Genomic DNA, 19,620 nt, shown 5'->3' on the forward strand with positions numbered 1-19,620 from the left:
GTCTGCGTCAGTTCGCGTTCTTGTTGGTGGTCTTGTACTCCTGGACGAACTTCTCGAACTCGGCCTCATTGTCGGTGAACTTGGTCTCGCCGGTTTCGAGGTTCGTCGTCACGAAGTAGATCCAGTTGCCGTCCTCGGGGCTGATGGCCGCCTTGAGCGCGCTGTCTCCGGGGTTGGAGATCGGCGTGGGCGGCAGGCCCTTGTTGACGCGCGTGTTGTACGGGTTGGACTTGTCTGCAAGCTGCGCGTTGGTCAGCTGGCTGGCGCTGATGCCCAGGCCGTAGGCCACGGTGGTGTCCATGCCGAGGGCCATGTCCTTGTCGAGCCGGTTGAGGATCACGCGCGTGACCTTGCCGTAGTACTGCTGCGAGTTGACCTCGGATTCGGCGATGGACGCGATGATGAGGAGCCGTTCGCGATCCTCGCCGGTGGGAGCGCCCAGCGAATCGAGCTTGGCGACGCGCTTGTCGACCATCATCTTGAGGATGTCGGACGCGGACTTCTTCGACTTGACGTCGTACTGCCCGGGCTCGAGCCACCCTTCGAACTTGCCGTTGGCCTCGGCGGGCAGGATGCCGTCTCCCCCGCCGTCGACGACCGACTGGAATTCGCTTTCGTCGATGCCGCTCAGCTCGGCGGCCGCCTTGATCACGTCGGAGACGCGCTCGCCCGACTTGACGTCGAGGAAGCCGGTGGCCTTCGTCTGGTCGGAGAGGATGGAGACGACGTCGGCGGAGCGCATGTGCCTCTTGAGCTCGAACGTGCCCGGGTAGAGCGTCGCGTTGTTCGCGGACACCGCGGACGCGAACGCCTCGGCCGACTTGACGACCTCGGCCTTGACGAGCCTCTTGCCCACGGAGACCGAGTCCTCGCCCTGTTCGATGGTGAACATCACGGAACCGGTGCCGGGGCCCGGATACTCCTGGGAGACGCGGGCGTTGTAGTCGTTCACGGCGCGGATCGCGGCGATGCGTCGGTATCCGAAGAAGCAGCCGACGCCGATCAGCGCGAGCACGAGGATGACGGCCACCGCGACGACGACGTTCTTGCGGCGGTGCTTCCTGCGCCGCTTGCGCATCTCCTTGCGGGACTTCGGGGGACGCGGGGGCTCAGCCGCGGGCGCCGCGCCGTTGCCCGACACCCATTGTGTGTTCTCCTCGAAGAAATCGTTGAAGCTCTCGGCCATACCTCTCCCCTAGTGCTCGTTGCGATCCAACGCGGACTGCAATATCACGACCGCGGACTGCTGGTCGACGACAGGCCTGTGCCTTCTGCCTGCGATATTCGCGTCATGCAATTGACGATGTGCGCTGACCGTGGTCAGCCTCTCATCCACCAATTCTATATCAGGTGCCGTTTCCAGTTCGATTTCGCCGTCCGACATCAGCCGTTCGATGCGTTTGGCGAGGTTCGACGCCCACCTGCGCGCCTTCTTGGCGCTTTTACCTTCCGAGCCGTCCAATTGCAACGGCAGTCCGACGATGACACGGTCGATGTGCTCGTCTTCGATGATATCGATAACATCATCCAGCGCACGGAACGAATCCCCGTACACCTGAATGTTGCCGATGGGATGTGCGAGGGTGAGCTCCGGGTCGGACAATGCCAGTCCGACCCGGGCGTCACCCAGATCAATGCCAAGCCAGGTCAAGCGGCTCAGCCCTTCAGCGCCTCGCGTTCGAGCGCGGAGACCGCCTCGTCGAGCTTCGACGCGTCGGCGCCGCCGCCCTGGGCGAAGTCCGGCTTGCCGCCGCCGCCACCGCCGAGGATCTTGGAGGCGCCGCGCACGAGGTCGCCGGCCTTGATGCCGAGCTTGCGCGCGGCCTCGTTGGTGGCCACGGCGACCATCGGCTTGTCGTCGGCGCTGACGCCGGCCAGCGCCACGACCACCGGGGACTCCTCGCCGAGGCGGGAGCGTACGTCGAGCACCGTCTTGCGCAGCGCGTCGAACGAGCCGAAGTGGCCGACGTTCTTCGCGGCGACCTTGACCGGGGCCGTGGAGGCCTCGGCGTTCTTGACGAGTTCCGGGACGGCCGCGGCCAGCTGGCCCTCGTACATGGCGGCGAGACGGCGGTCGGATTCCTTGAGCTTGGCGAGCAGCGCGTTGACGCGCTCGGCCAGCTCGTCCGGACGGGCGTTGAGCTTGTCACTCAGCTGGGAGACCAGCGCGTGCTCGCGGGCGTTGAACTCGTAGGCGCCGGCGCCCACCACGGCGTCGACACGGCGCACGCCGGAGCCGATGGAGGACTCGGACATGATGTTGATCGCGCCGATCTTGCCGACGTGGTCGACGTGGGTGCCGCCGCACAGCTCGCGGCTCCAGCCGTCCTCGCCGATGGACACGACGCGCACGATGTCGCCGTACTTCTCGCCGAACAGGTGCATGGCGCCCAAGGCGATGGCGTCGTCGAACTTCATCTCCTTGGTGGTGACGACGAGGTTGTCGCGCAGACGGTCGTTGACGCGCTCCTCGACGGCGCTCATGACCTGCTTGGTCGGGGCGCTGGACCACTGGAAGTCGAAGCGCAGGCGGTTCGGGGCGTCCTCGGAGCCGCGCTGGGTGGCCTGCGGGCCGAGCTCCTCGCGCAGCGCCTTGTGCACCATGTGCGTGGCGGTGTGCGAGCGGGCGATGGCGCCGCGGCGGGCCAGATCGATGTTGGCGTTGACCTGCGTGCCGACGACCAGCGTGCCCTCGGTCAGGCGGCACTGGTGGACGATGAGGTCCTTGATCGGCTTCTGCACGTCGTCGACCTCGAGCACGGCGCCGTCGTCGGACAGGATCTCGCCCTGATCGGCGAGCTGGCCGCCGGCCTCCGCGTAGAACGGGGTGCGGTCGAGGATGACCTCGATGTTGGCCGGGCCGGTGACGGCCGGCACGGAGCCCTTGCCCTCCTGCATGATGCCGAGCACGGTGGCGCGCGCGGACATGTCGGTGTAGCCGAGGAAGTCGATCGGCTTGGCGAGGGTCTTCTTGAAGTCGTCGTAGACGGACAGGTCCACGTTGTGGCGCTTCTTCAGGGCGTCGGCGCGGGCGCGGTTCTTCTGCTCGGCCATCAGCTCGCGGAACTTGGCCTCGTCGACCTTGACGCCCTGGTCGGCGGCCATCTCGAGGGTCAGCTCGATCGGGAAGCCGTAGGTGTCGTGCAGCTTGAACGCGTCGTCGCCGGAGACCACGGCGCCCGCGCCGGACTCCTGCTTGGCCTTGTTCACGGCCACGTCGAGGATCTCGATGCCGGCGCTCAGCGTGCGGCGGAAGGCGTCCTCCTCGCCGTACGCGGACTCGGACACCTCGTGGAAGGTGTCGTTGAGCTCCGGGTAGCTGGGCTCCATCGCGGCCTTGGATGTCGGGAAGAGGGTGGGCAGCACGGCGTCCTCGACGCCGAGCACGCGCATGGCCTCGATGGTGCGGCGCAGCAGGCGGCGCAGCACGTAGCCGCGGCCGTTGTTGGACGGGCGCACGCCGTCGGACATGATCATCAGGGCGGAGCGGACGTGGTCGGCCACGACGCGGAACTTGACGTCCATCGCCTCGTCCTCGCCGTACTTGCGGCCGGAGAGGCGCTCGGCGGCCTCGATGACCGGGTAGACCTCGTCGGTCTCGTAGATGTTGCCCTTGCCCTGCATCAGGTAGGCGAGGCGCTCGAGGCCGGCGCCGGTATCGATGTTCTTGTGCTCGAGCTCGCCGACGATGTGCAGGTCCGTCTTGGACTTGACGTTGTCGACCTCGTAGTTCTCGAAGACCAGGTCCCAGATCTCGATGTAGCGGTTCTCGTCGGCGATCGGGCCGCCCTCCTTGCCGAAGGCCGGACCGCGGTCGACGTAGATCTCGGAGCACGGGCCGCCGGGGCCGGGGCCGCCGGTGGTCCAGAAGTTGTCCTCCATGCCCATGATCTGGATGTGCTCGGGGTCGACGCCCTCGTTCTTCCACATCGAGCGGGCTTCCTCGTCGTCGGTGAAGGTGGTCATCCACAGCTTCTCCGGATCGAAGCCGTAGCCGCCCTTGTCCTGCGGGGTGGTCAGCAGCTCGTAGGCGTAGTGGATGGCCTCCTCCTTGAAGTAGTCGCCGAAGGAGAAGTTGCCGAGCATCTGGAAGAAGGTGCCGTGGCGGGTGGTCTTGCCGACCTCGTCGATGTCCAGCGTGCGCACGCACTTCTGGTTCGAGGCCATGCGGTGCCTCGGCGGGGTCTGCTCGCCCATCAGGTACGGGATGAAGGGCACCATGCCTGCGATGGTGAACAATGTGGTCGGGTTCGGCGAGATCAGCGACGCCGAGGGCACGACCAGGTGGCCGTGGTCGGCGAAGTAGTCGAGATAACGCTTCGCGATTTCTGAGGTGCGCATAAGCGGTTGGAAACTCCTTGTGTGTGGTTGCACGGGCATGGCAGGGCCCGTGAAGGACTGTGATTATCGGATGTGGATTATCGAAGGCACTGTCGAGTGCGTCGGACGCGCGTTCAGCGCGTGGACTTCGCGTAGCGCTCGTTGAGCTCCTCTTCGCGGGCCTTGCGCGTGGCGTTGAACTCGTCGAGCAGTCCCGCGAGGGTCCTGACGGCGACGTTGTCCTGATCGGGGCCGAGCAGGAACTGCCTGGCCGCGTCCGGGGTGTTGGCCTTGACGTAGGCCTGGGCCTTGGAGACGGCGATCACGCCGAGTCCGAAGCCGATGCCCATCCAGAAGATGCGCTTGAACATCACTTCCCCTCCTGCTTCGCCTTGGACTGGCCTTCGGCGAGGAAGGAGGCGGCGGTGGACTTCACGGCGTACACGGCCGAGGCGATCTTGATCACCGGCTTGCCGAGGAACGAGCCGTACAGGTCGGTCAGCGCGCCGACGTTGTTGGCGGTGGTCGACGCGGCGGCGGAGATCCTGTTGACATCCTCCAGGGACTTGTTGACCTGCTTGACGGTGGTGACGCCCTCGTCAAGCGCCGGGATGGCGTGGTCGCCGGATTCCTTGACGGTTGCGGCGATCTGGTCGAACAGCTTGCCCAGACGGATCAGCGGATAGATCATGAACCCGGCGAGCACGGCGAACGCGATGGCGGCCACCAGACCGGCGATCTCTCCAACTCCCATAAAGCCTCCTATGTCACAGTTACTCGCAATAGGGTATCACTTGCCGTACGACACGATGGTGATCGCCTCGGAGAACGGCTTGGTCGTATCGAAGTCGATGTCCGTGACGGAGCCGTTGCGCGGGCGTTCGCTCAGGTCGAGGTCGTCGCCGCCGAAGCGGTGGCCGAGGCTCAGGAGCGTGTTGCCGTGCGAGATCTGGAGCACGTCGTCGCCGTCCTTCAGGTGAGGGTTGGAGGCGATGAGCGCGAACGCGCCCTCGACGCGGGTCCAGTACTCCTCGTCCGATTCCGCATCGTGGAACGGGTCGGCCTCCTTGAGGAAGTCGCGGGTGGCGGCGAGGCCGAACTTCTCGACGATCTCGTTGTAGTTCCTGGCGCCGTGGGGGCCGCCCGCGGCGGTCCATGCGAGCGACATGTCCTGGCCTTCGAAGTAGCCGTAGCACTGCTCGCGGAAGTGCATGTCGGAGACCAGCTCGGGGCGCGCATGGCCCGCTGCCTCGTTGATGTCGAGGATGCGCGCGGCGGTGATCTGGGCGCGCGAGGTGTCCGAGCAGTAGGCGGCGGCGAAATCATAGCCGGAGAGGCGCCGTCCGGCCTTGTCGGCGTCGGCGAGCCCGGATTCGGTCAGCGGCGCGTTGCACCACCCCTGAAGGCGGTTGTAGCGGTTGAACGTGGTCTGCCCGTGGCGGACCAGATGCAGATGGAGGATCATGGGACCACTCTACCGCCGGGGATGCGGCGGCGCGAATCGGCCCCGCAACGCGCGAACCCCGCGCCCCGGAAAAACGGGGACACGGGGTCCGAAGCGGTATGTCCTTGACTGTAATGGATACAGAAGTGGGCCCGGATCAGCGGGCGTAGAACTCGACCACGTACTGGATGTTGACCTGCACCGGGATCTGCTCGACCTCCGGCTTGCGGGTCAGGGTGGCCTTGAGGGACGGCAGGTTCACGTCGAGGTAGCCGGGGACCGCGGGCAGCACGTCGCGGTGCACGCCCTCGGCGGCGATCTGGAACGGAACCATGGTCTGGCTCTTCGGCTTGACCTGGATGGTCTGGCCGGGCTTGACGCGGTAGGACGGGCGGTTGACGATGTTGCCGTCCACGAGGATGTGGCGATGGGTCACGAACTGACGGGCCTGGGCGGTGGTGCGGGCGAAGCCGGCACGCAGGACCAGGTTGTCGAGGCGGACCTCGAGGTCGGCCAGCATGGCGTTACCGGTCTGGCCCGGAACGTGGGTGGCCTGCTCGTAGGCGCGGCGCAGCTGCTTCTCGGACACGCCGTACTGGGCGCGCAGACGCTGCTTCTCGCGCAGACGCACGGCGTAATCGGACTCGGTGCGACGGCGGGTGCGGCCGTGCTCACCCGGGGCGTACGGGCGCTTCTCGAAGATGCGCTGGGCCTTCGGGGTCAGGGCGATGCCGAGGGCGCGGGAAAGGCGCACCTGACGGCGGGAACGCTGAACGTTCGTCATGATTATTCCTTTATCTTTCTGTCGTTATCTGAACGGAACGCGGGGTGTCTCGACGACCTCCCACGCTGAGTCGGGCCTCTCCAACGCTTCGTCGTGATCGCTCACGAGCGGCCGAATCATTCGGATTCCTTACGATTCCGGCTGCCGACCCGTTGACGGGCTAAGACTCCAGACGCATCCGCCTTGCGGCAGATACAAACGACCAATATACACCTATGCCCGGGACAGCACTCCGGCGTCCATCCGATACACCGTGTCGGCGTAGCGCACGGCGTCGGGATCGTGGGTGACCATGAGCACGCCGACGCCGGCGTCTGCACGCTGGCGCAGCAATCGCATCACCGTGGTGGTGCTGTCCATGTCGAGATCGCCGGTCGGTTCGTCCGCGATGATGAGCCGCGGGGAGCCGATGAGCGCGCGGGCGATCGACACCCGCCGCATCTCCCCTCCGGACAGCTCTCGCGGATAGCATCCGGCGAGGTCCTCGACGCCGAGCTCGTGCAGCAGGCCGAGCGCCCGGTCCATGAGGTCCTCCCCCGGCCCGTCCGGAACACCTGGGAAGAACGTGGCGGGCAGGATCACGTTGTCGAGCACGGGCAGGTTGCCGAGCAGCGTCTGCTCCTGCGTGACGAATCCGATCGCGCGGTTGCGCATCCGGGACAGCTCACGGTCCGTCATATCGGCGACGCGACGCCCCTCCACCTCGACGAAGCCGCCGGAGGGGCGCACGAGGCCGGCGATCATGTTGATCAGGGTGCTTTTGCCGTTGCCGGAGCGTCCGACGATGGCGATGAAGTCGCCGGACGCGAGGTCGAGGTCCACATGGCTCACCGCGTCGAACGGCTCGCCGCGCCGCACGAAGCTGCGCGTCAGGTCCTCGATGTGCAGCAGTCGCGCGGCATCGGCCACGCCGGAGTCGACCGGATCGCCGCGGTCCGTCATATCCGTCATATCCGTCATGTCAGCGCCCCTCCTTGAGGATGATGTCGGCGTCGGCGCGCGACAGGCGCCCCATGACGACGAGCGAGGAGGCCATGCCGACGGCCGTGGAGCAGACGAGGGCGAGCACGGCCAACGCGAGCACGGCCAACGGCCCCTCCTGGAGGTACGGCAGCTGCAGCTGGCTGCCGATGAGCGAGCTGAACGGCAGGATGCCCAGCGCGCCGACGCCGACGCCGGCCGCGCCCCCCGCGAGTCCTATGACCGCCGACTCCTTGAGGATGACCCTGTTGACCATGCCCCGGGTGGCGCCCATGATGCGCAGCGAGGCGAATTCGCGTTTGCGCTCGTTCGCGCTGGAGGCGAACACGGCGACGAGCACGATGACGCCCATCGTCCACAGCGCGGCGACGAACACGGCCACGTAGCCGAGCAGCGATCCCAGCGCGGTCTTCGTGGCCGCGGTCACGCCGCCCGGATAGACGTATCCGAGGCCGGTGAATCTCGTGTCGAGTTCGGCGATGTTGCGGGCCACGGCCTTGGGCTCGTAGCCGTCCTTCACCTTGATCAGCACCGAGGAGACGGCCTTGCCCGCGTATTCGGCCGGCATGACGCGCCTGGAGACCGCGGCCGACGCCTCGACCATGTCGGGCACGGTCTCCTGCCGGATGAACACGGAGTTGTCGAGGCTGGTGCCGGTGTTCGCCAGCTGGGCGACGACCGGCCACCTGCGCCCGTACAGTTCGATGGTGCCGTCGGTGGAGACGTTGACGTTGGCGCCCGCGATCATCTCCCCCTCGCCGAGTTCGCCGGAGAACTGGGAGGCCACCCACGGTCCGATGACGAAATCGGTGGACGGGTCGTAGCCGATGATCTGCAGTTTCTCCTCGCAGCACGCGGCGGCGAGCGAGGCGATGTAGGTCTGCTCGGTGGCCTGTTCGATGCCGTCGGCCTGTTCGACGCCGTCCGCGATGTCCCGCGTGAAGTAGAAGGTGCCGGGGTCGCCGTCGGTGAGCAGCGCCTCGGCCTTCGTCGCGGTATTCTGCGGCACGACCATGAGGTCGGCGCCGAGGCGGCGCTCCATGCTCGCCATGCCGTTGCCGAGGTTCATGCCGAGCATCGAGCCGCCGAAGAAGGCGGCGGCGAGCACCCCGACCACGGCGAGCAGGGCCGCCGTGCGCAACGGCCGTCGCCTGAGGTTGGCGAACGGCAGGTCGGTGAGCCTCACGTACCTCGCGGACGAGTCCACGTTCCTGTTCTCCATCGGATCGTCCCGTCGACGGTCAGCGCCTGGCGCCGCGGGCGTCGAGCCACACGGCGATGGCGGCGGCGACGATCTCGAGCACGCCGAGCACGATGAGCGTCGGCAGCATGACCATGCGGCAGTGCATCATCGCGCCCGGGCAGATGCCGATGAGGATCGTGGGCACGGCGAGCAGGAGCAGCGCGTCGACGATCACGGCGATGTTGAGGCCGATGCGCGTGCGGCCGTCAACGAAGAGGGCGATCACGCCGAGCGCGAGGATCGCGACGCCGATGCCCGTGGCGGCCTGCTGCGAGTAGTGGCAGGCGCCGAACGTGTCGTGCCCCTGGCATGCGTGGGCGAAGGTCTGCGGCGCGATGGCGGTCAGGGCGCCGAGGACGATGGCGGGCACGGACGCGATGAGCTTGTTCTTCATGTCTCTCTTCCTATGGGTTACTCGTGTGTGTGCAGAATGTGATCCGCGCGACAAACGCGACGTCCCGCATTATGAGGGTTCACTGAGAGAAAAACAAGTCTTGACTTTTGAACGGGACTCTGCTACCGACATTCAGCCGGCCAGCGGAGTCCCGTCCTCACGTCCGTCCGTTCGTATGTCCCGTATCGCTTGGTATGTCTCGTGATATGTCTCGTATGCCCGTCCGTCAGAGCTTCTCGATCGGCGCGCTCTTGAGCGACAGGCGCTTGACGCCGTCGGAGCCGAAGTCGACGGTGATGACCGGCCTCGCCCCCGCCTGGATGTCGAGGATCTTGCCCATGCCGAAGCGGTCGTGGGTGATGCGGTCGCCGATCGCGAAATCGGCGATGTCGAGGCCGTTGTCGTGCATGCCCTGCGACGCCGCGGACGAGGTGGCGGAGGCCTTCGGCGTGACGCGGCGGGTCGAGACCTTGCCGGAGCGGCCTGTCGAAGAGGAGGAACCATAGGACGACGACGAGCCGTAGGACGACGATCCATAGGAACGGGACGACCGGGACGACGAGCCGGAACGGGACGAGGAACCGCGCGAGGAACCCGACGAGCCGCCGTAGGTGGACGACCCGTAGGTCGAGGAGCCATAGGACGACGAGCCGTATCGCCCTCCCCCGCGCGAGCCGTAGGACGAGGACGATCCCGAACCGTAGGACGAGCCCCCGTACGTGGACCCGCCGTAGGACGACGAACCGCGCGAACCGTACGAGGACGACCCGTACGATCCCGATCCCCCGAAGGTCGGCCCGGAGGAGAAGTCGTCGTCCCATCCGCCGAACTCGTCGTCGGCGCTCCAGCTGGAGCGCATGCGTTCGACGTCGGATTCACGGCGCTTCCAGTCGATGAGATCGTCGGGGATCTCGTCGAGGAACTGGCTGGGCATCATCTCGGCGGCCTTGCCCCACTGGCTGCGCACGGCGGCGCGCGTGACGTACAGGCGCTGCTTGGCGCGCGTGATGCCCACGTAGGCGAGGCGACGCTCCTCGGCCAGCTCGCTCGTGTCCTCGAGGGAGCGCGAATGCGGGAACGTGCCCTGCTCCATGCCGGTCAGGAACACCACCGGGTATTCGAGGCCCTTGGCGGTGTGCAGGGTCATGAGCGTGACCTTGCCGGAGTCCTCGCCCTCGCCGGGCAGCTGGTCGGAGTCGGCCACGAGCGCTGTGGTCTCGAGGAAGCCGGCGAGCGTGGCGTCGGGGGTCTTCTGCTCGAACTCGGCGGCGGTGGACTGCAGCTGGGAGAGGTTCTCGACGCGCGACTCGTCCTGCGGGTCCGCGGACTTGCGCAGTTCGTCCAGCAGGCCGGACTTGTCGAGCACCTCGGCGACGACGTCGCTCGGATGCGCGTCGTTGGCTCGGGCGAACGCGGACAGGCCGGCCATCAGGTCGCGGAAGCCGTGCAGCTGGTTGAGCGTGCGGGTGGGCACGCCCTCGATCTCGTCCATGTGCATGAGGGCGAAGAAGAAGCTCGCGCCGTGCGTGCGCGCGTATTCGAGGAGGATGCCCTCGGCCATCGCGCCGAGCCCGCGCTTGGGCACGTTGAGGATGCGTCGGAGGTTCACGTCGTCGTCGGGGTTGACGATGGCCTGCAGGTAGGCCATCGCGTCCTTGATCTCGCGGCGTTCGTAGAACCTGGTGCCGCCGACCAGCTGGTACGGCGTCCCCGCGTTGATGAGCGCCTCCTCGAGGGAGCGGGACTGCGCGTTGGCGCGGTACATGACCGCCATGTCCGAGTAGGCGATGGACTCCTCCCTGTGGAGCCTCGCGATCTCGCCGGCGATCCATTGGGCCTCCTGCTGGGCGTTGTCGGCCGCGTAGCCGACGATCGGCTCGCCCTTGCCGAGCGCGGTCCACAGCTTCTTCGGCTTGCGCCCCTGGTTGTTCGCGATCACGGCGTTGGCCGCGTCGAGGATGGTCTGCGTGGAGCGGTAGTTCTGCTCGAGCATGATGGTCTTCGCGTCCGGGAAGTCCTGCTCGAAGTCCTGGATGTTGCGGATGTCGGCGCCGCGGAACGCGTAGATCGACTGGTCGGAGTCGCCCACGACGGTGATCCACGCCGGATTGCGTCCCTCGCGCGCGTCGACGCCGGCGAGCTCGCGCACGAGCACATACTGCGCGTGGTTCGTGTCCTGATACTCGTCGACGAGGATGTAACGGAACTTGTGCCGGTAGTATTCGGCCGCCTGCGGGTGGTCGCGCAGCAGTTCGACGGTGCGCACGATGAGGTCGTCGAAGTCGACGGCGTTGGCGAGCGCGAGCCGGTGCTCGTATTCGGCGTAGACGACCGCATAGAGGGCTTCGATGTCGCCGACGGTGCCGATCTTGTAGCCGCGCTGTCCGGGTTTGAAGTCGGGCGCGTAGGTGGCCAGTTGGGTCTTCCAGCCGATGAGCTGGTTCTTGTAGTCGGAGATGCGGCCGAGGATGGATCGGGGCGTGTATCGCTTGACGTCGATGTTGAATTCGGTGGCGATGATCTTGACGAGGCGTTCGGAGTCGGCGGAGTCGTAGATCGAGAAGCCGTTTTTGAGGCCGATCTCCTTGCCGTCGCGGCGCAGGATCCTCACGCATGCGGAGTGGAAGGTCGACACCCACATGCGCTGGGCGACCGGGCCGATCAGGGTCTGGAGTCGTTCGCGCATCTCGGCGGCGGCCTTGTTGGTGAAGGTGATGGCGAGGATCTGGCTGGGCCATGCGCCAAACTGGCTCAGGATCCATGCGATGCGGCGGGTGAGGACACGGGTCTTGCCCGAGCCGGCGCCGGCGCCGATCAGGAGGGCGGGGCCGCGGTACTGCACCGCCTGCGACTGTTGCGGGTTCAGGTCCCCCACGAGTTCCTCGGCGCTTCTTGCGATGACATCCGGATCCTGTTGCACGCTGCTCCCCTGTCGTGTGAACGTTGTGGCGAACCGTCGTTGTGGCGAACCGTCGCCATGGAAATTTCGGCCATACATGTCTACCACACGGCCTCGTCGGCGGGCTGTGTTGCGGCGGGATCGCGCGCGACCCCGGCGCAGTCACCGACACGACGTAAACTGGCTGTTCAATCACCCGTTACCCATTATTCGTCAAAAGGGGCTGTTTTGAAGGAACTCGAGGAACGCATCCGCAAGGAGGGCACGGTCAAGCCCGGCAATGTGCTGAAGGTCGACGCTTTCCTGAACCACCAGTGCGACGTGACGCTGTTCGATCACATGGGCGCGGCCTGGGCCGAGCACTTCGCGGGCAAGGACATCACGAAGATCCTCACGATCGAGGCGTCCGGCATCGGCATCGCGTGCGTCGCCGCGCGTCACTTCGGTGGCGTGCCTGTGGTGTTCGCGAAGAAGGCGCAGTCGATCAACCTCGACGGCGAGCAGTACACCACCACCGTCTACTCCTTCACGAAGCAGAAGGAGTTCCCGGTGATCGTCGCGAAGAAGTACCTCAACGCCGGCGACCGCGTCCTGCTCATCGACGACTTCCTCGCCAACGGCAAGGCGCTGCACGGCCTCATCGACCTGTGCGAGGCGGCGGGCGCGACGGTCGAGGGCATCGGCATCGCCGTGGAGAAGGGCTTCCAGGGCGGCGGCGACGCGCTGCGCGCCGATGGCTACGACGTCGACTCGCTCGCCATCGTCGAGTCGATGGACGCCGAGACCGGCGAGATCACGTTCCGCGACTGAGAGGTTCACGGCCTCCCCACGGCCGCCTACGGCCGCCACGGCCGGCTCACGGCTCCCCGGCGGGGAGCCGTTTTCATGATTGTTGTCATGTCGATTTCATGTTGAGAGGAACCATGGAAGAACACAAAGAGAAGAAGGAACAGAAGGACGCCGCCAAGGCTGCCAAGGCCGGCATCTCGATGGAGGCGCTGACCTCCCTCGACGCACCGGTGTCGTTCGTCAAGGGCATCCCCTTCGGCCTGCAGCATGTGATGGCGATGTTCGTCGCGAACCTCGCCCCGATCTTCATCGTCGCGTCGGCCGCGAAGATGAGCCCCGAGCAGTCGGCCGCGGTCATCCAGGCCGGTCTGCTGGTGGCGGGCCTCGGCACCTGCCTGCAGCTGTACGGCGCGTGGCGCATCGGATCGAGGCTGCCGATGGTCACCGGCATCTCGTTCACGTACGTGGCGGCCGCGGTCGCGATCTGCGCGGACAAGGGCTATGGCGCGGTCGTCGGCGCGGTGATCGTCGGCGGCCTGCTGGAGCTGGTGCTGGGTCTGACGGCGCAGTACTGGCGCCGGTTCGTGCCGCCGATCGTCTCCGCGATCGTGGTCACGTCGATCGGTTTCTCGCTGCTCAACGTGGGCGCCACCTCGTTCGGCGGCGGTTCGGGCGCGAAGGACTTCGGTTCGTGGCAGAACCTCACGCTGGGTCTGATCTCGCTGGTCGCGTGCCTCGCGTTCCAGCTGCTCATGAAGGGCACCGCCAAGCAGCTGTCCGTCTTGTTCGGCCTCGTCGTCGGCTATGTGGCGGCGATTGCCATGGGCAAGGTCGACTTCTCCGGGTTCCAGCATCTCGCGATCGTCTCCGTGCCGCAGTTCATGCCGTTCAAGCCGGAGTTCGATCCGGGCGCGATCATCTCGCTGGCCCTGCTCTACGTCGTCTCCTCGGTCGAGGTGCTCGGCGACACCGCCGCCCTGACCAAGGTGGGCCTCAACCGTCTGCCCACCGAGAAGGAGACCGCCGGCGCGATCGCGGGCGACGGCCTGATCTCCTCGGTGTCCGGCCTGTTCGGATGCCTGCCGCTCACCTCGTTCGCGCAGAACATCGGACTGGTGGCGATGACCAAGGTCGTCAACCGCAAGGTCATCCTCTCCGGCGGCCTGATCCTCGTGGTGGCGAGCTTCGTGCCGGCCATCGCCGAAGTGTTCAACTCCCTGCCGCAGGCGGTGCTCGGCGGCTGCACGATCATGATGTTCGGCAATATCATCCTCTCCGGCTTCCAGATGATCGCCGAGGCCGGCTTCACGCAGCGCAACATCACGATCGCCGCGCTGAGCCTGACGATCGGCATCGGCTTCACGCAGGTGAGCGACATCTTCGCCCAGTTCCCGGCCCTGTTCCAGCAGATCTTCGCTTCGAACTGCATCGCCGTCGCGTTCGTCGTCGCCGTGGTCCTCAACGCCGTCCTGCCGAGCGAGGAGCACTTCCTCTCCGCGCCGAAGGAGCAGGAGGCGTAGGCTCTTCAAATAACAGCAAAACGCCCGATACCGTATCGTTCGACACGGTATCGGGCGTTTTCGTTATTGCAGCGTTTTGACCTTGTCGAGCAGGTCGCCGTAGGTGGCGACCTGCTCGTAGCGCACATCGCCGGCGAGTTTGAGCTCATTGAACAGTCTCGACGCGCAGGCGATCTTGTTGCCCTCCACCCCGCGCAGTTCGAACGTGTCAAGGGTGCCCTTGGTCTCGGCCACGAAGAACAGGTGCTTGATGCCGCTGTCCTCGGTGAACGCGACGGCCCAGTCGGGCGCGTAGTCGCCGACGGGCGTGGGGATGCGGAACCCGCGTGGCAGTTTCGCGTAGACGGCCACCTCCCCCGCCGTATCGAGGCTTTCCGCGAACCGGCGTTCGACGCTGTCATACGACAGGCCGTCGGGGAACACCCAGTCCTGCACGCATTTGCTGGCCCGATAGGCGTCCTTCTCCTCGCGCGGCCCGCCGGCCGCGAAGATGCTCGCGTCATAGGAGCCCTCGATGCGGTCGTAGCCGATATGGTCCACGATCATCGAGGCCTTCTGCTCGAGGATGAATTTGGAGACCTTGGCGATGAACTGCTCGGGATTGTCCCGGAACATGCGGAACTTGTCCGGGCGGATGCGTTTGAGGATCGCGGCCGCGCATCGGCGGGTGATCGACGCGCCACGCGCGACCTCGCCGAGCAGGTCATAGGTGACGCCGTTGGACGCATCCACGTCGAGATCCGTGGAATCGCTGCGGTCGCGCTTGAAATGAGTGCCCATGGCAAGTTCGTCGCGCGTGGCCTCGCTCTTCTGGATGCCGTGGGTGACGGTATAGGAGAGTCTCGCAACGGTAAGGTCCTTGTCGATCGTCTTGACCGCCTTGCCGACGAGCTCCTCGTCATCGAACCGCACGGTGTACGCGTACTTGTGGTTGATGCGCTTCCACAGCTCCTGGAACTCGCGTTTGTCCCAGTTCGCGTTGAGCGGGTTGCGAGTGATCTTCGCCCGTAGCGCGTTGCCGATGAACACCGAGGCCTCGCCTTCAAGCACACTGTCCAACGAGTAGCGGATCGCATCCGCCTTGTCTTGCAGTTCCTCGGGCAAAGACGCGATCACGTCGTCGCCGAGCCGTTCGGTACGGTATTTCTCGGTGAGCTTGTCGTCGATGTCAATTAGATCGTGCTTGAGCAGCGTCGCGTAGATCTGCTTGGACTCCTTTGCGGTGAACGTGACCGGCTCCTGCCCCGCATGGTCGGGGCCGAGCTTGTCCGCGGGCACGGTGACGTGCGTGAAGAACGCGTTGTCGACCTTCAGCGGGCGCTGGCGCAGTTCGCTGCTGATGTCCTTCTGCAGGGACTTGGCGAACGACTCGTAGCTTTCCGAGGCGATCACGGTCAGCAGGTTGACCTGCTGGACCATGTCCTCACCCAGCACGTTCGCGTCCTGGCGAACGCCGTCACGGTTCACGCACAAGCGCAGGCCACGGCCGACCTCCTGCCGCTTGCCGGTCTCGGAATCGGAGTGCTTGAGCGTGCAGATCTGGAACACGTTCGGATTGTCCCAGCCCTCGCGCAGCGCGGAATGGCTGAAGATGAACCGGGTCGGCTCGTCGAAGCTCAGCAGCCGTTCCTTGTCCTTCAATATCAGGTCGTATGCGCTGATGTCGTCGCTCTCGTCCGACCCGCGCTTGACCTTCGAGTCGATGGACCGGCCGTGCTTGTCGATGCTGAAGTACCCATTGTGCACGTCCTTGCCCCAGGTGGTACGCAGCCATCGCATATACCCGTGACTGTCGTCCAGACGCCCCGAGAGGAACTCATGGACGCACTGGTTGTACTCTTCCTCGAACATGTCGGCGTATTCGCCGTTGACCGGGTTGCCCTCGTCGTCGTACGTGCGGTATTTGGCGACCTCGTCGATGAAGAACAGGCTCAGGCATTTGATGCCCTTCGCCCACAGATGCTCCTCCTTCTCGAGGTGCGAGAAGATCGTCTCCCGGATCTGCACGCGACGCATGTCCTTCTCGGAACCGTCGTTGAGGATCTCCCCCCTGCGTAGCACGGTGCCGTTCATGAACCGCACATAGCCGACGTCGGTGCCGTCCAGCCCGTCGGGCACGACGCCATCCGGGGCGATGCGCCAGCCGTCCCGGTACGCCTCCAGCTCGCCGGACGCCGTATACAGGTCGTCGTCCTCGCCGAACACGCTCGAGGTCGTGACCACGTTGCCCGCGGCCGACAGTTTCTTGTACTCGATGCGTGCCTTCGGCGCCTTGTTCGGGATCACGATGATGTCCTGCAGATACAGGTAGCCATCGGTGCCGCGCATGTTGTTCAGCTCGAAGCCCTTGACCTCGATGCGCTTGACCAGACGCTGGTTGTACGCGTCGACCGCATCCAGCGCGTACACCAGATCATGACGTTCCTTGTGCGTGGCCGAATAGTTCAGCGTGAACAGCGGTTTGAATAGGTCGAGACCGGCCTGCGTGGCCTTGCCGCCCATCTTCTGCGGTTCGTCCAGAATGATGATCGGACGGGTCGCGGCGATCACGTCGATCGGCCTGCGCGAACCGAAGTCGTCGCGTTCGGAGAAGATGATGCGCGACTCCTTGCTGCGCCCGCCCTCCTTCATGGATGTGTTGAACGCCTGCATGTTGATGACCATCACCGAGATGTCCGACGACTGGGCGAACCGGTCCAGCTCGGTCAGGTTCGACGAATCATACACGAACCAGTTCAGATGCTTGCGGTAGCCCTCGTTGCCGTCCACTCCGGACGTGTAGAAGTACTCGTCGGTCAGGGACAGGGACTTCGCCACGCCCTCGCGGATCGCGATCGACGGCACCACGATGATGAACTTCGACCAGCCGTACCGGCGGTTCAGCTCGAACATCGTCTTGGTGTACACGAAGGTCTTGCCGGTGCCGGTCTCCATTTCGACGTCCAGCTCCACTACGCCATGCGCGTGATGCAGCTTCACGGACTCGGGCACGTCGTTCGACCGCTGCACCGTGTGTACATTCGACAACAGCCGCTCGGCGTCCAGTTCCACGTCCGCGTTGCGATAGCCGGTGTCGTCCAGATCGTCATCCAGCACACCCTGCTTGGGCGGCTGAGGAAGAATGTCGAAAACACCCTGCTCGGGTTCCGGCGCAAATATAGGAGCCGGCCGCACACCCAAGTCGCGGATGTAGCTCATGCCGTCATGCAACGACTGTCCCTCGAACACGTTGCATACCGCGTCCGCGGCGTCAGTCTGGTACTGGTAGCGGGAGAACTCGAATTTCACGACGCTCCCCTTCTCAGATCACACGAACCTGCGTGGAGCCCTGCACGGCGTCCGCGGATTGCCGGAAGATCTCCGTGAAGTTCGTCACCGTTTGGCTGTTTCTCAGGCCGGCTTCCCCGACCACCGCATACGACGGTTTCGGATCGAGTGTGGCCATGCCACGCAGCACCGACTCGGGAACGTCATCGTCGAAACAGGCCACCAGCTGGCCGCCGTTCACGCTGAACACCGTATGATCGGCGAACACGGGAGCGTCCAGCACCTCGATCGAGGAATCGTACGGCAGCTGGAAGGCGGGCAGGCACTCGAACAGCTTGTCGAGCGGGGAACGGCCGGTCTCCGACACGTCCACCATGTCGTCCAGCATGCCCTGCGAGAAGTCGTTCGGGGACCTGCGCACGTCACGGTAGTTCGACGAGTCGATGCGCAGCACACGGAAACCAATATCCGGCACCTGCTTCGGCTCTGCGCCGAGTTCCAGCTGCTCGTTCGCCTTCTCCACCTTGGCTTTGATCTTCTCGCCGGCGCGACGGATGCGCTCCTCGCCGATCTCGCAGATGGTGTGGTATCCGGCCTTCGCCGCCTCCGACTTCTCGTCGCACGCCTCAGGCAGCTGCACCATGATGAACTTGCGGTTGCCGCCATCCTCCGCGTTCAGCTGCATGACGGCATGCGCGGTGGTCGCCGAACCGGAGAAGAAGTCGAGAACAATGGAATCATCTTCAGAGCCGAGTTTGAGTAATTCTCGAATAAGGCCTACTGGCTTTGGATTGTCGAAAATCGTTAAGCTACCCATGTACTCAGTCATTTCAACAGAACCCTGAGTATTAAACGGAACAAAGTCCCATAACGACGTATATGTAACACCACTCTTAACATCGCACAGGAACCGTTTTACCTTTGGCCTGCCCTTCCCGTCGACACCGAAATATATCTCATTATTCGCAAGCATCTTCTCTACGGTCTGCCGACTGTACCTCCAATTACCATTATTCGGAGGATAATGTTCCTCTCCGGTATTGGGATTAACAATCGGATAGTACAGAGAAGCAACATAACGACCGCCCTTCACATTGGCGGACAAATCACCAGCCGTCCAAGGTCCTTTAGGGTGATTATCTGGATTCTTGTACTTCGATAGCTGATTCATTGATCTTTCACGAAGGTTAAGTCCGACATTCCTAGAATCCTTCGCATACAACAGAACATACTCATGCGCGGCACCAATAACCTGATCATTGGGAGGCGTACTTCTTTTCTTCCATACGATCTGAACAATGAAATTTGATTCACCATAAATTTCATTCATTAAATTTCTTGCATTAGCATCTTCATTATCATCGATGCTGACGCAAACGACACCTTCAGATGTAAGCAGATCCCTCGCCAACAGCAACCGCGGATACATCATGCTGCACCAGTCGGAGTGGAATCGGCCGTTTGATTCGAGGTTGGCGACGAGCCGTCCGCCTTCGTCATCGTAGTCGCCGTTGTCTTGAGCATATTCAACGGCGTCCTGCTTGAAGTCGTCATGGTAGATGAAATCATGCCCGGTGTTGTACGGCGGGTCGATGTAGATCATCTTGATCTTGCCGGCATACGTTTCGCGCAGGATCTTCAGCGCATCGAGGTTGTCGCCTTCGATATAGAGATTATGGGTGCTGTCCCAATCCTTGCTGCGCTCCTTGATCGGCCGCATGGTCTTGGCGATCGGCCTGCGCGCCTCCTCCTTGGCGTCACGCTTGCCCGGCCATGTGAACCGGTACCGTTCGCGAGCGCCTTCAGCCACGTCGCCGAGTCGTTCGCGCAGTGCGTCGAAGTCGATCGCCCGCTTGATCTCGCCGGTCTCGGGGTCCTTGACCTCGGTCTCGACATCAGGGAACAGCGCGATCAGTTTCTCGATGTTCTCTTCCGCAAGGTCCGGTGTCCCGATATCAATGCGGTTTAGGGGGGGGGGT

15 protein-coding genes are annotated in these 19,620 nt (G+C 64.5%); 2 read left to right on the forward strand and 13 right to left on the reverse strand.

Annotated elements, in window-relative coordinates:
- Positions 1-7: 7 nt before the first annotated feature.
- The 11 genes from mltG to CSQ85_RS02320 all read right to left on the reverse strand — a co-directional run bounded on the left by mltG (position 8) and on the right by CSQ85_RS02320 (position 12,086).
- A complete protein-coding gene (mltG, locus tag CSQ85_RS02270; protein ID WP_150382660.1) occupies positions 8-1,186 on the reverse strand; it encodes an endolytic transglycosylase MltG in 1,179 nt (392 codons plus the stop codon).
- 9 nt (positions 1,187-1,195) lie between these two features.
- A complete protein-coding gene (gene ruvX, locus CSQ85_RS02275) occupies positions 1,196-1,651 on the reverse strand; it encodes a Holliday junction resolvase RuvX (RefSeq protein ID WP_107040628.1) in 456 nt (151 codons plus the stop codon).
- 5 nt (positions 1,652-1,656) lie between these two features.
- Positions 1,657-4,341, reverse strand: a complete 2,685-nt coding sequence (gene alaS, locus CSQ85_RS02280) for an alanine--tRNA ligase (RefSeq protein WP_107040629.1) — start codon at positions 4,339-4,341, stop codon at positions 1,657-1,659.
- Positions 4,342-4,454: 113 nt separating this feature from the next.
- A complete protein-coding gene (locus CSQ85_RS02285) occupies positions 4,455-4,691 on the reverse strand; it encodes a hypothetical protein (protein ID WP_107040630.1) in 237 nt (78 codons plus the stop codon).
- Positions 4,691-5,074, reverse strand: coding sequence for a DUF948 domain-containing protein (locus CSQ85_RS02290; RefSeq protein WP_107040631.1), 384 nt, complete (start codon positions 5,072-5,074; stop codon positions 4,691-4,693). Before CSQ85_RS02290 ends, CSQ85_RS02285 begins: the two co-directional genes overlap by 1 nt.
- Before the next feature lie 36 nt (positions 5,075-5,110).
- Complete coding sequence (locus CSQ85_RS02295; protein WP_150382661.1) at positions 5,111-5,785, reverse strand: histidine phosphatase family protein; 675 nt, start codon at positions 5,783-5,785, stop codon at positions 5,111-5,113.
- Between the two features lie 136 nt (positions 5,786-5,921).
- Complete coding sequence (gene rpsD, locus CSQ85_RS02300; protein WP_107040633.1) at positions 5,922-6,548, reverse strand: 30S ribosomal protein S4; 627 nt, start codon at positions 6,546-6,548, stop codon at positions 5,922-5,924.
- Between the two features lie 213 nt (positions 6,549-6,761).
- Positions 6,762-7,499, reverse strand: a complete 738-nt coding sequence (locus tag CSQ85_RS02305) for an ABC transporter ATP-binding protein (RefSeq protein WP_223846783.1) — start codon at positions 7,497-7,499, stop codon at positions 6,762-6,764.
- A 10-nt stretch (positions 7,500-7,509) separates the two neighbouring features.
- A complete protein-coding gene (locus CSQ85_RS02310; RefSeq protein WP_150382662.1) occupies positions 7,510-8,751 on the reverse strand; it encodes an FtsX-like permease family protein in 1,242 nt (413 codons plus the stop codon).
- A 19-nt stretch (positions 8,752-8,770) separates the two neighbouring features.
- Positions 8,771-9,166, reverse strand: a complete 396-nt coding sequence (locus CSQ85_RS02315) for a DUF4418 family protein (protein WP_150382663.1) — start codon at positions 9,164-9,166, stop codon at positions 8,771-8,773.
- Between the two features lie 226 nt (positions 9,167-9,392).
- Positions 9,393-12,086: an ATP-dependent helicase gene (locus CSQ85_RS02320; protein WP_150382664.1), complete on the reverse strand. Its 2,694-nt coding sequence runs from the start codon at positions 12,084-12,086 to the stop codon at positions 9,393-9,395.
- Between the two features lie 207 nt (positions 12,087-12,293).
- Between CSQ85_RS02320 and CSQ85_RS02325 the strand changes: the two genes are divergently transcribed.
- Together CSQ85_RS02325 and CSQ85_RS02330 are read left to right on the forward strand one after the other, a co-directional pair.
- On the forward strand, positions 12,294-12,875 hold the full coding sequence (locus CSQ85_RS02325) for a xanthine phosphoribosyltransferase (protein WP_107040638.1): 582 nt from the start codon (positions 12,294-12,296) through the stop codon (positions 12,873-12,875).
- A gap of 179 nt (positions 12,876-13,054) precedes the next feature.
- Positions 13,055-14,374 (forward strand): nucleobase:cation symporter-2 family protein, encoded by a 1,320-nt coding sequence (locus tag CSQ85_RS02330; RefSeq protein WP_395956126.1) that lies wholly within the window; start codon positions 13,055-13,057, stop codon positions 14,372-14,374.
- Positions 14,375-14,437: 63 nt separating this feature from the next.
- On the opposite strand, the gene CSQ85_RS02335 is transcribed toward CSQ85_RS02330, so the two are convergent.
- Positions 14,438-17,662 carry a restriction endonuclease gene (locus tag CSQ85_RS02335; RefSeq protein ID WP_150382666.1) on the reverse strand — a complete coding sequence of 1,075 codons (3,225 nt, stop codon included), beginning with the start codon at positions 17,660-17,662 and terminating at the stop codon, positions 14,438-14,440.
- A 13-nt stretch (positions 17,663-17,675) separates the two neighbouring features.
- Positions 17,676-19,451 (reverse strand): site-specific DNA-methyltransferase, encoded by a 1,776-nt coding sequence (locus tag CSQ85_RS02340; RefSeq protein ID WP_223846770.1) that lies wholly within the window; start codon positions 19,449-19,451, stop codon positions 17,676-17,678.
- Positions 19,452-19,620 lie beyond the last annotated feature (169 nt).

Source organism: Bifidobacterium rousetti (assembly GCF_008698235.1).
In the GTDB taxonomy this organism is placed as follows: Bacteria; Actinomycetota; Actinomycetes; order Actinomycetales; family Bifidobacteriaceae; genus Bifidobacterium; species Bifidobacterium rousetti.

Excerpts from the sequence above, each read along its gene's own strand:
- mltG (WP_150382660.1), bottom strand. The coding sequence starts at position 1,186 with ATGGCCGAGAGCTTCAACGATTTCTTCGAGGAGAACACACAATGGGTG.
- alaS (WP_107040629.1), bottom strand. The coding sequence starts at position 4,341 with ATGCGCACCTCAGAAATCGCGAAGCGTTATCTCGACTACTTCGCCGAC.
- CSQ85_RS02285 (WP_107040630.1), bottom strand. The coding sequence starts at position 4,691 with ATGTTCAAGCGCATCTTCTGGATGGGCATCGGCTTCGGACTCGGCGTG.
- CSQ85_RS02290 (WP_107040631.1), bottom strand. The coding sequence starts at position 5,074 with ATGGGAGTTGGAGAGATCGCCGGTCTGGTGGCCGCCATCGCGTTCGCC.
- CSQ85_RS02295 (WP_150382661.1), bottom strand. The coding sequence starts at position 5,785 with ATGATCCTCCATCTGCATCTGGTCCGCCACGGGCAGACCACGTTCAAC.
- rpsD (WP_107040633.1), bottom strand. The coding sequence starts at position 6,548 with ATGACGAACGTTCAGCGTTCCCGCCGTCAGGTGCGCCTTTCCCGCGCC.
- CSQ85_RS02305 (WP_223846783.1), bottom strand. The coding sequence starts at position 7,499 with ATGACGGATATGACGGACCGCGGCGATCCGGTCGACTCCGGCGTGGCC.
- CSQ85_RS02310 (WP_150382662.1), bottom strand. The coding sequence starts at position 8,751 with ATGGAGAACAGGAACGTGGACTCGTCCGCGAGGTACGTGAGGCTCACC.
- CSQ85_RS02315 (WP_150382663.1), bottom strand. The coding sequence starts at position 9,166 with ATGAAGAACAAGCTCATCGCGTCCGTGCCCGCCATCGTCCTCGGCGCC.
- CSQ85_RS02330 (WP_395956126.1), top strand. The coding sequence starts at position 13,055 with ATGGAGGCGCTGACCTCCCTCGACGCACCGGTGTCGTTCGTCAAGGGC.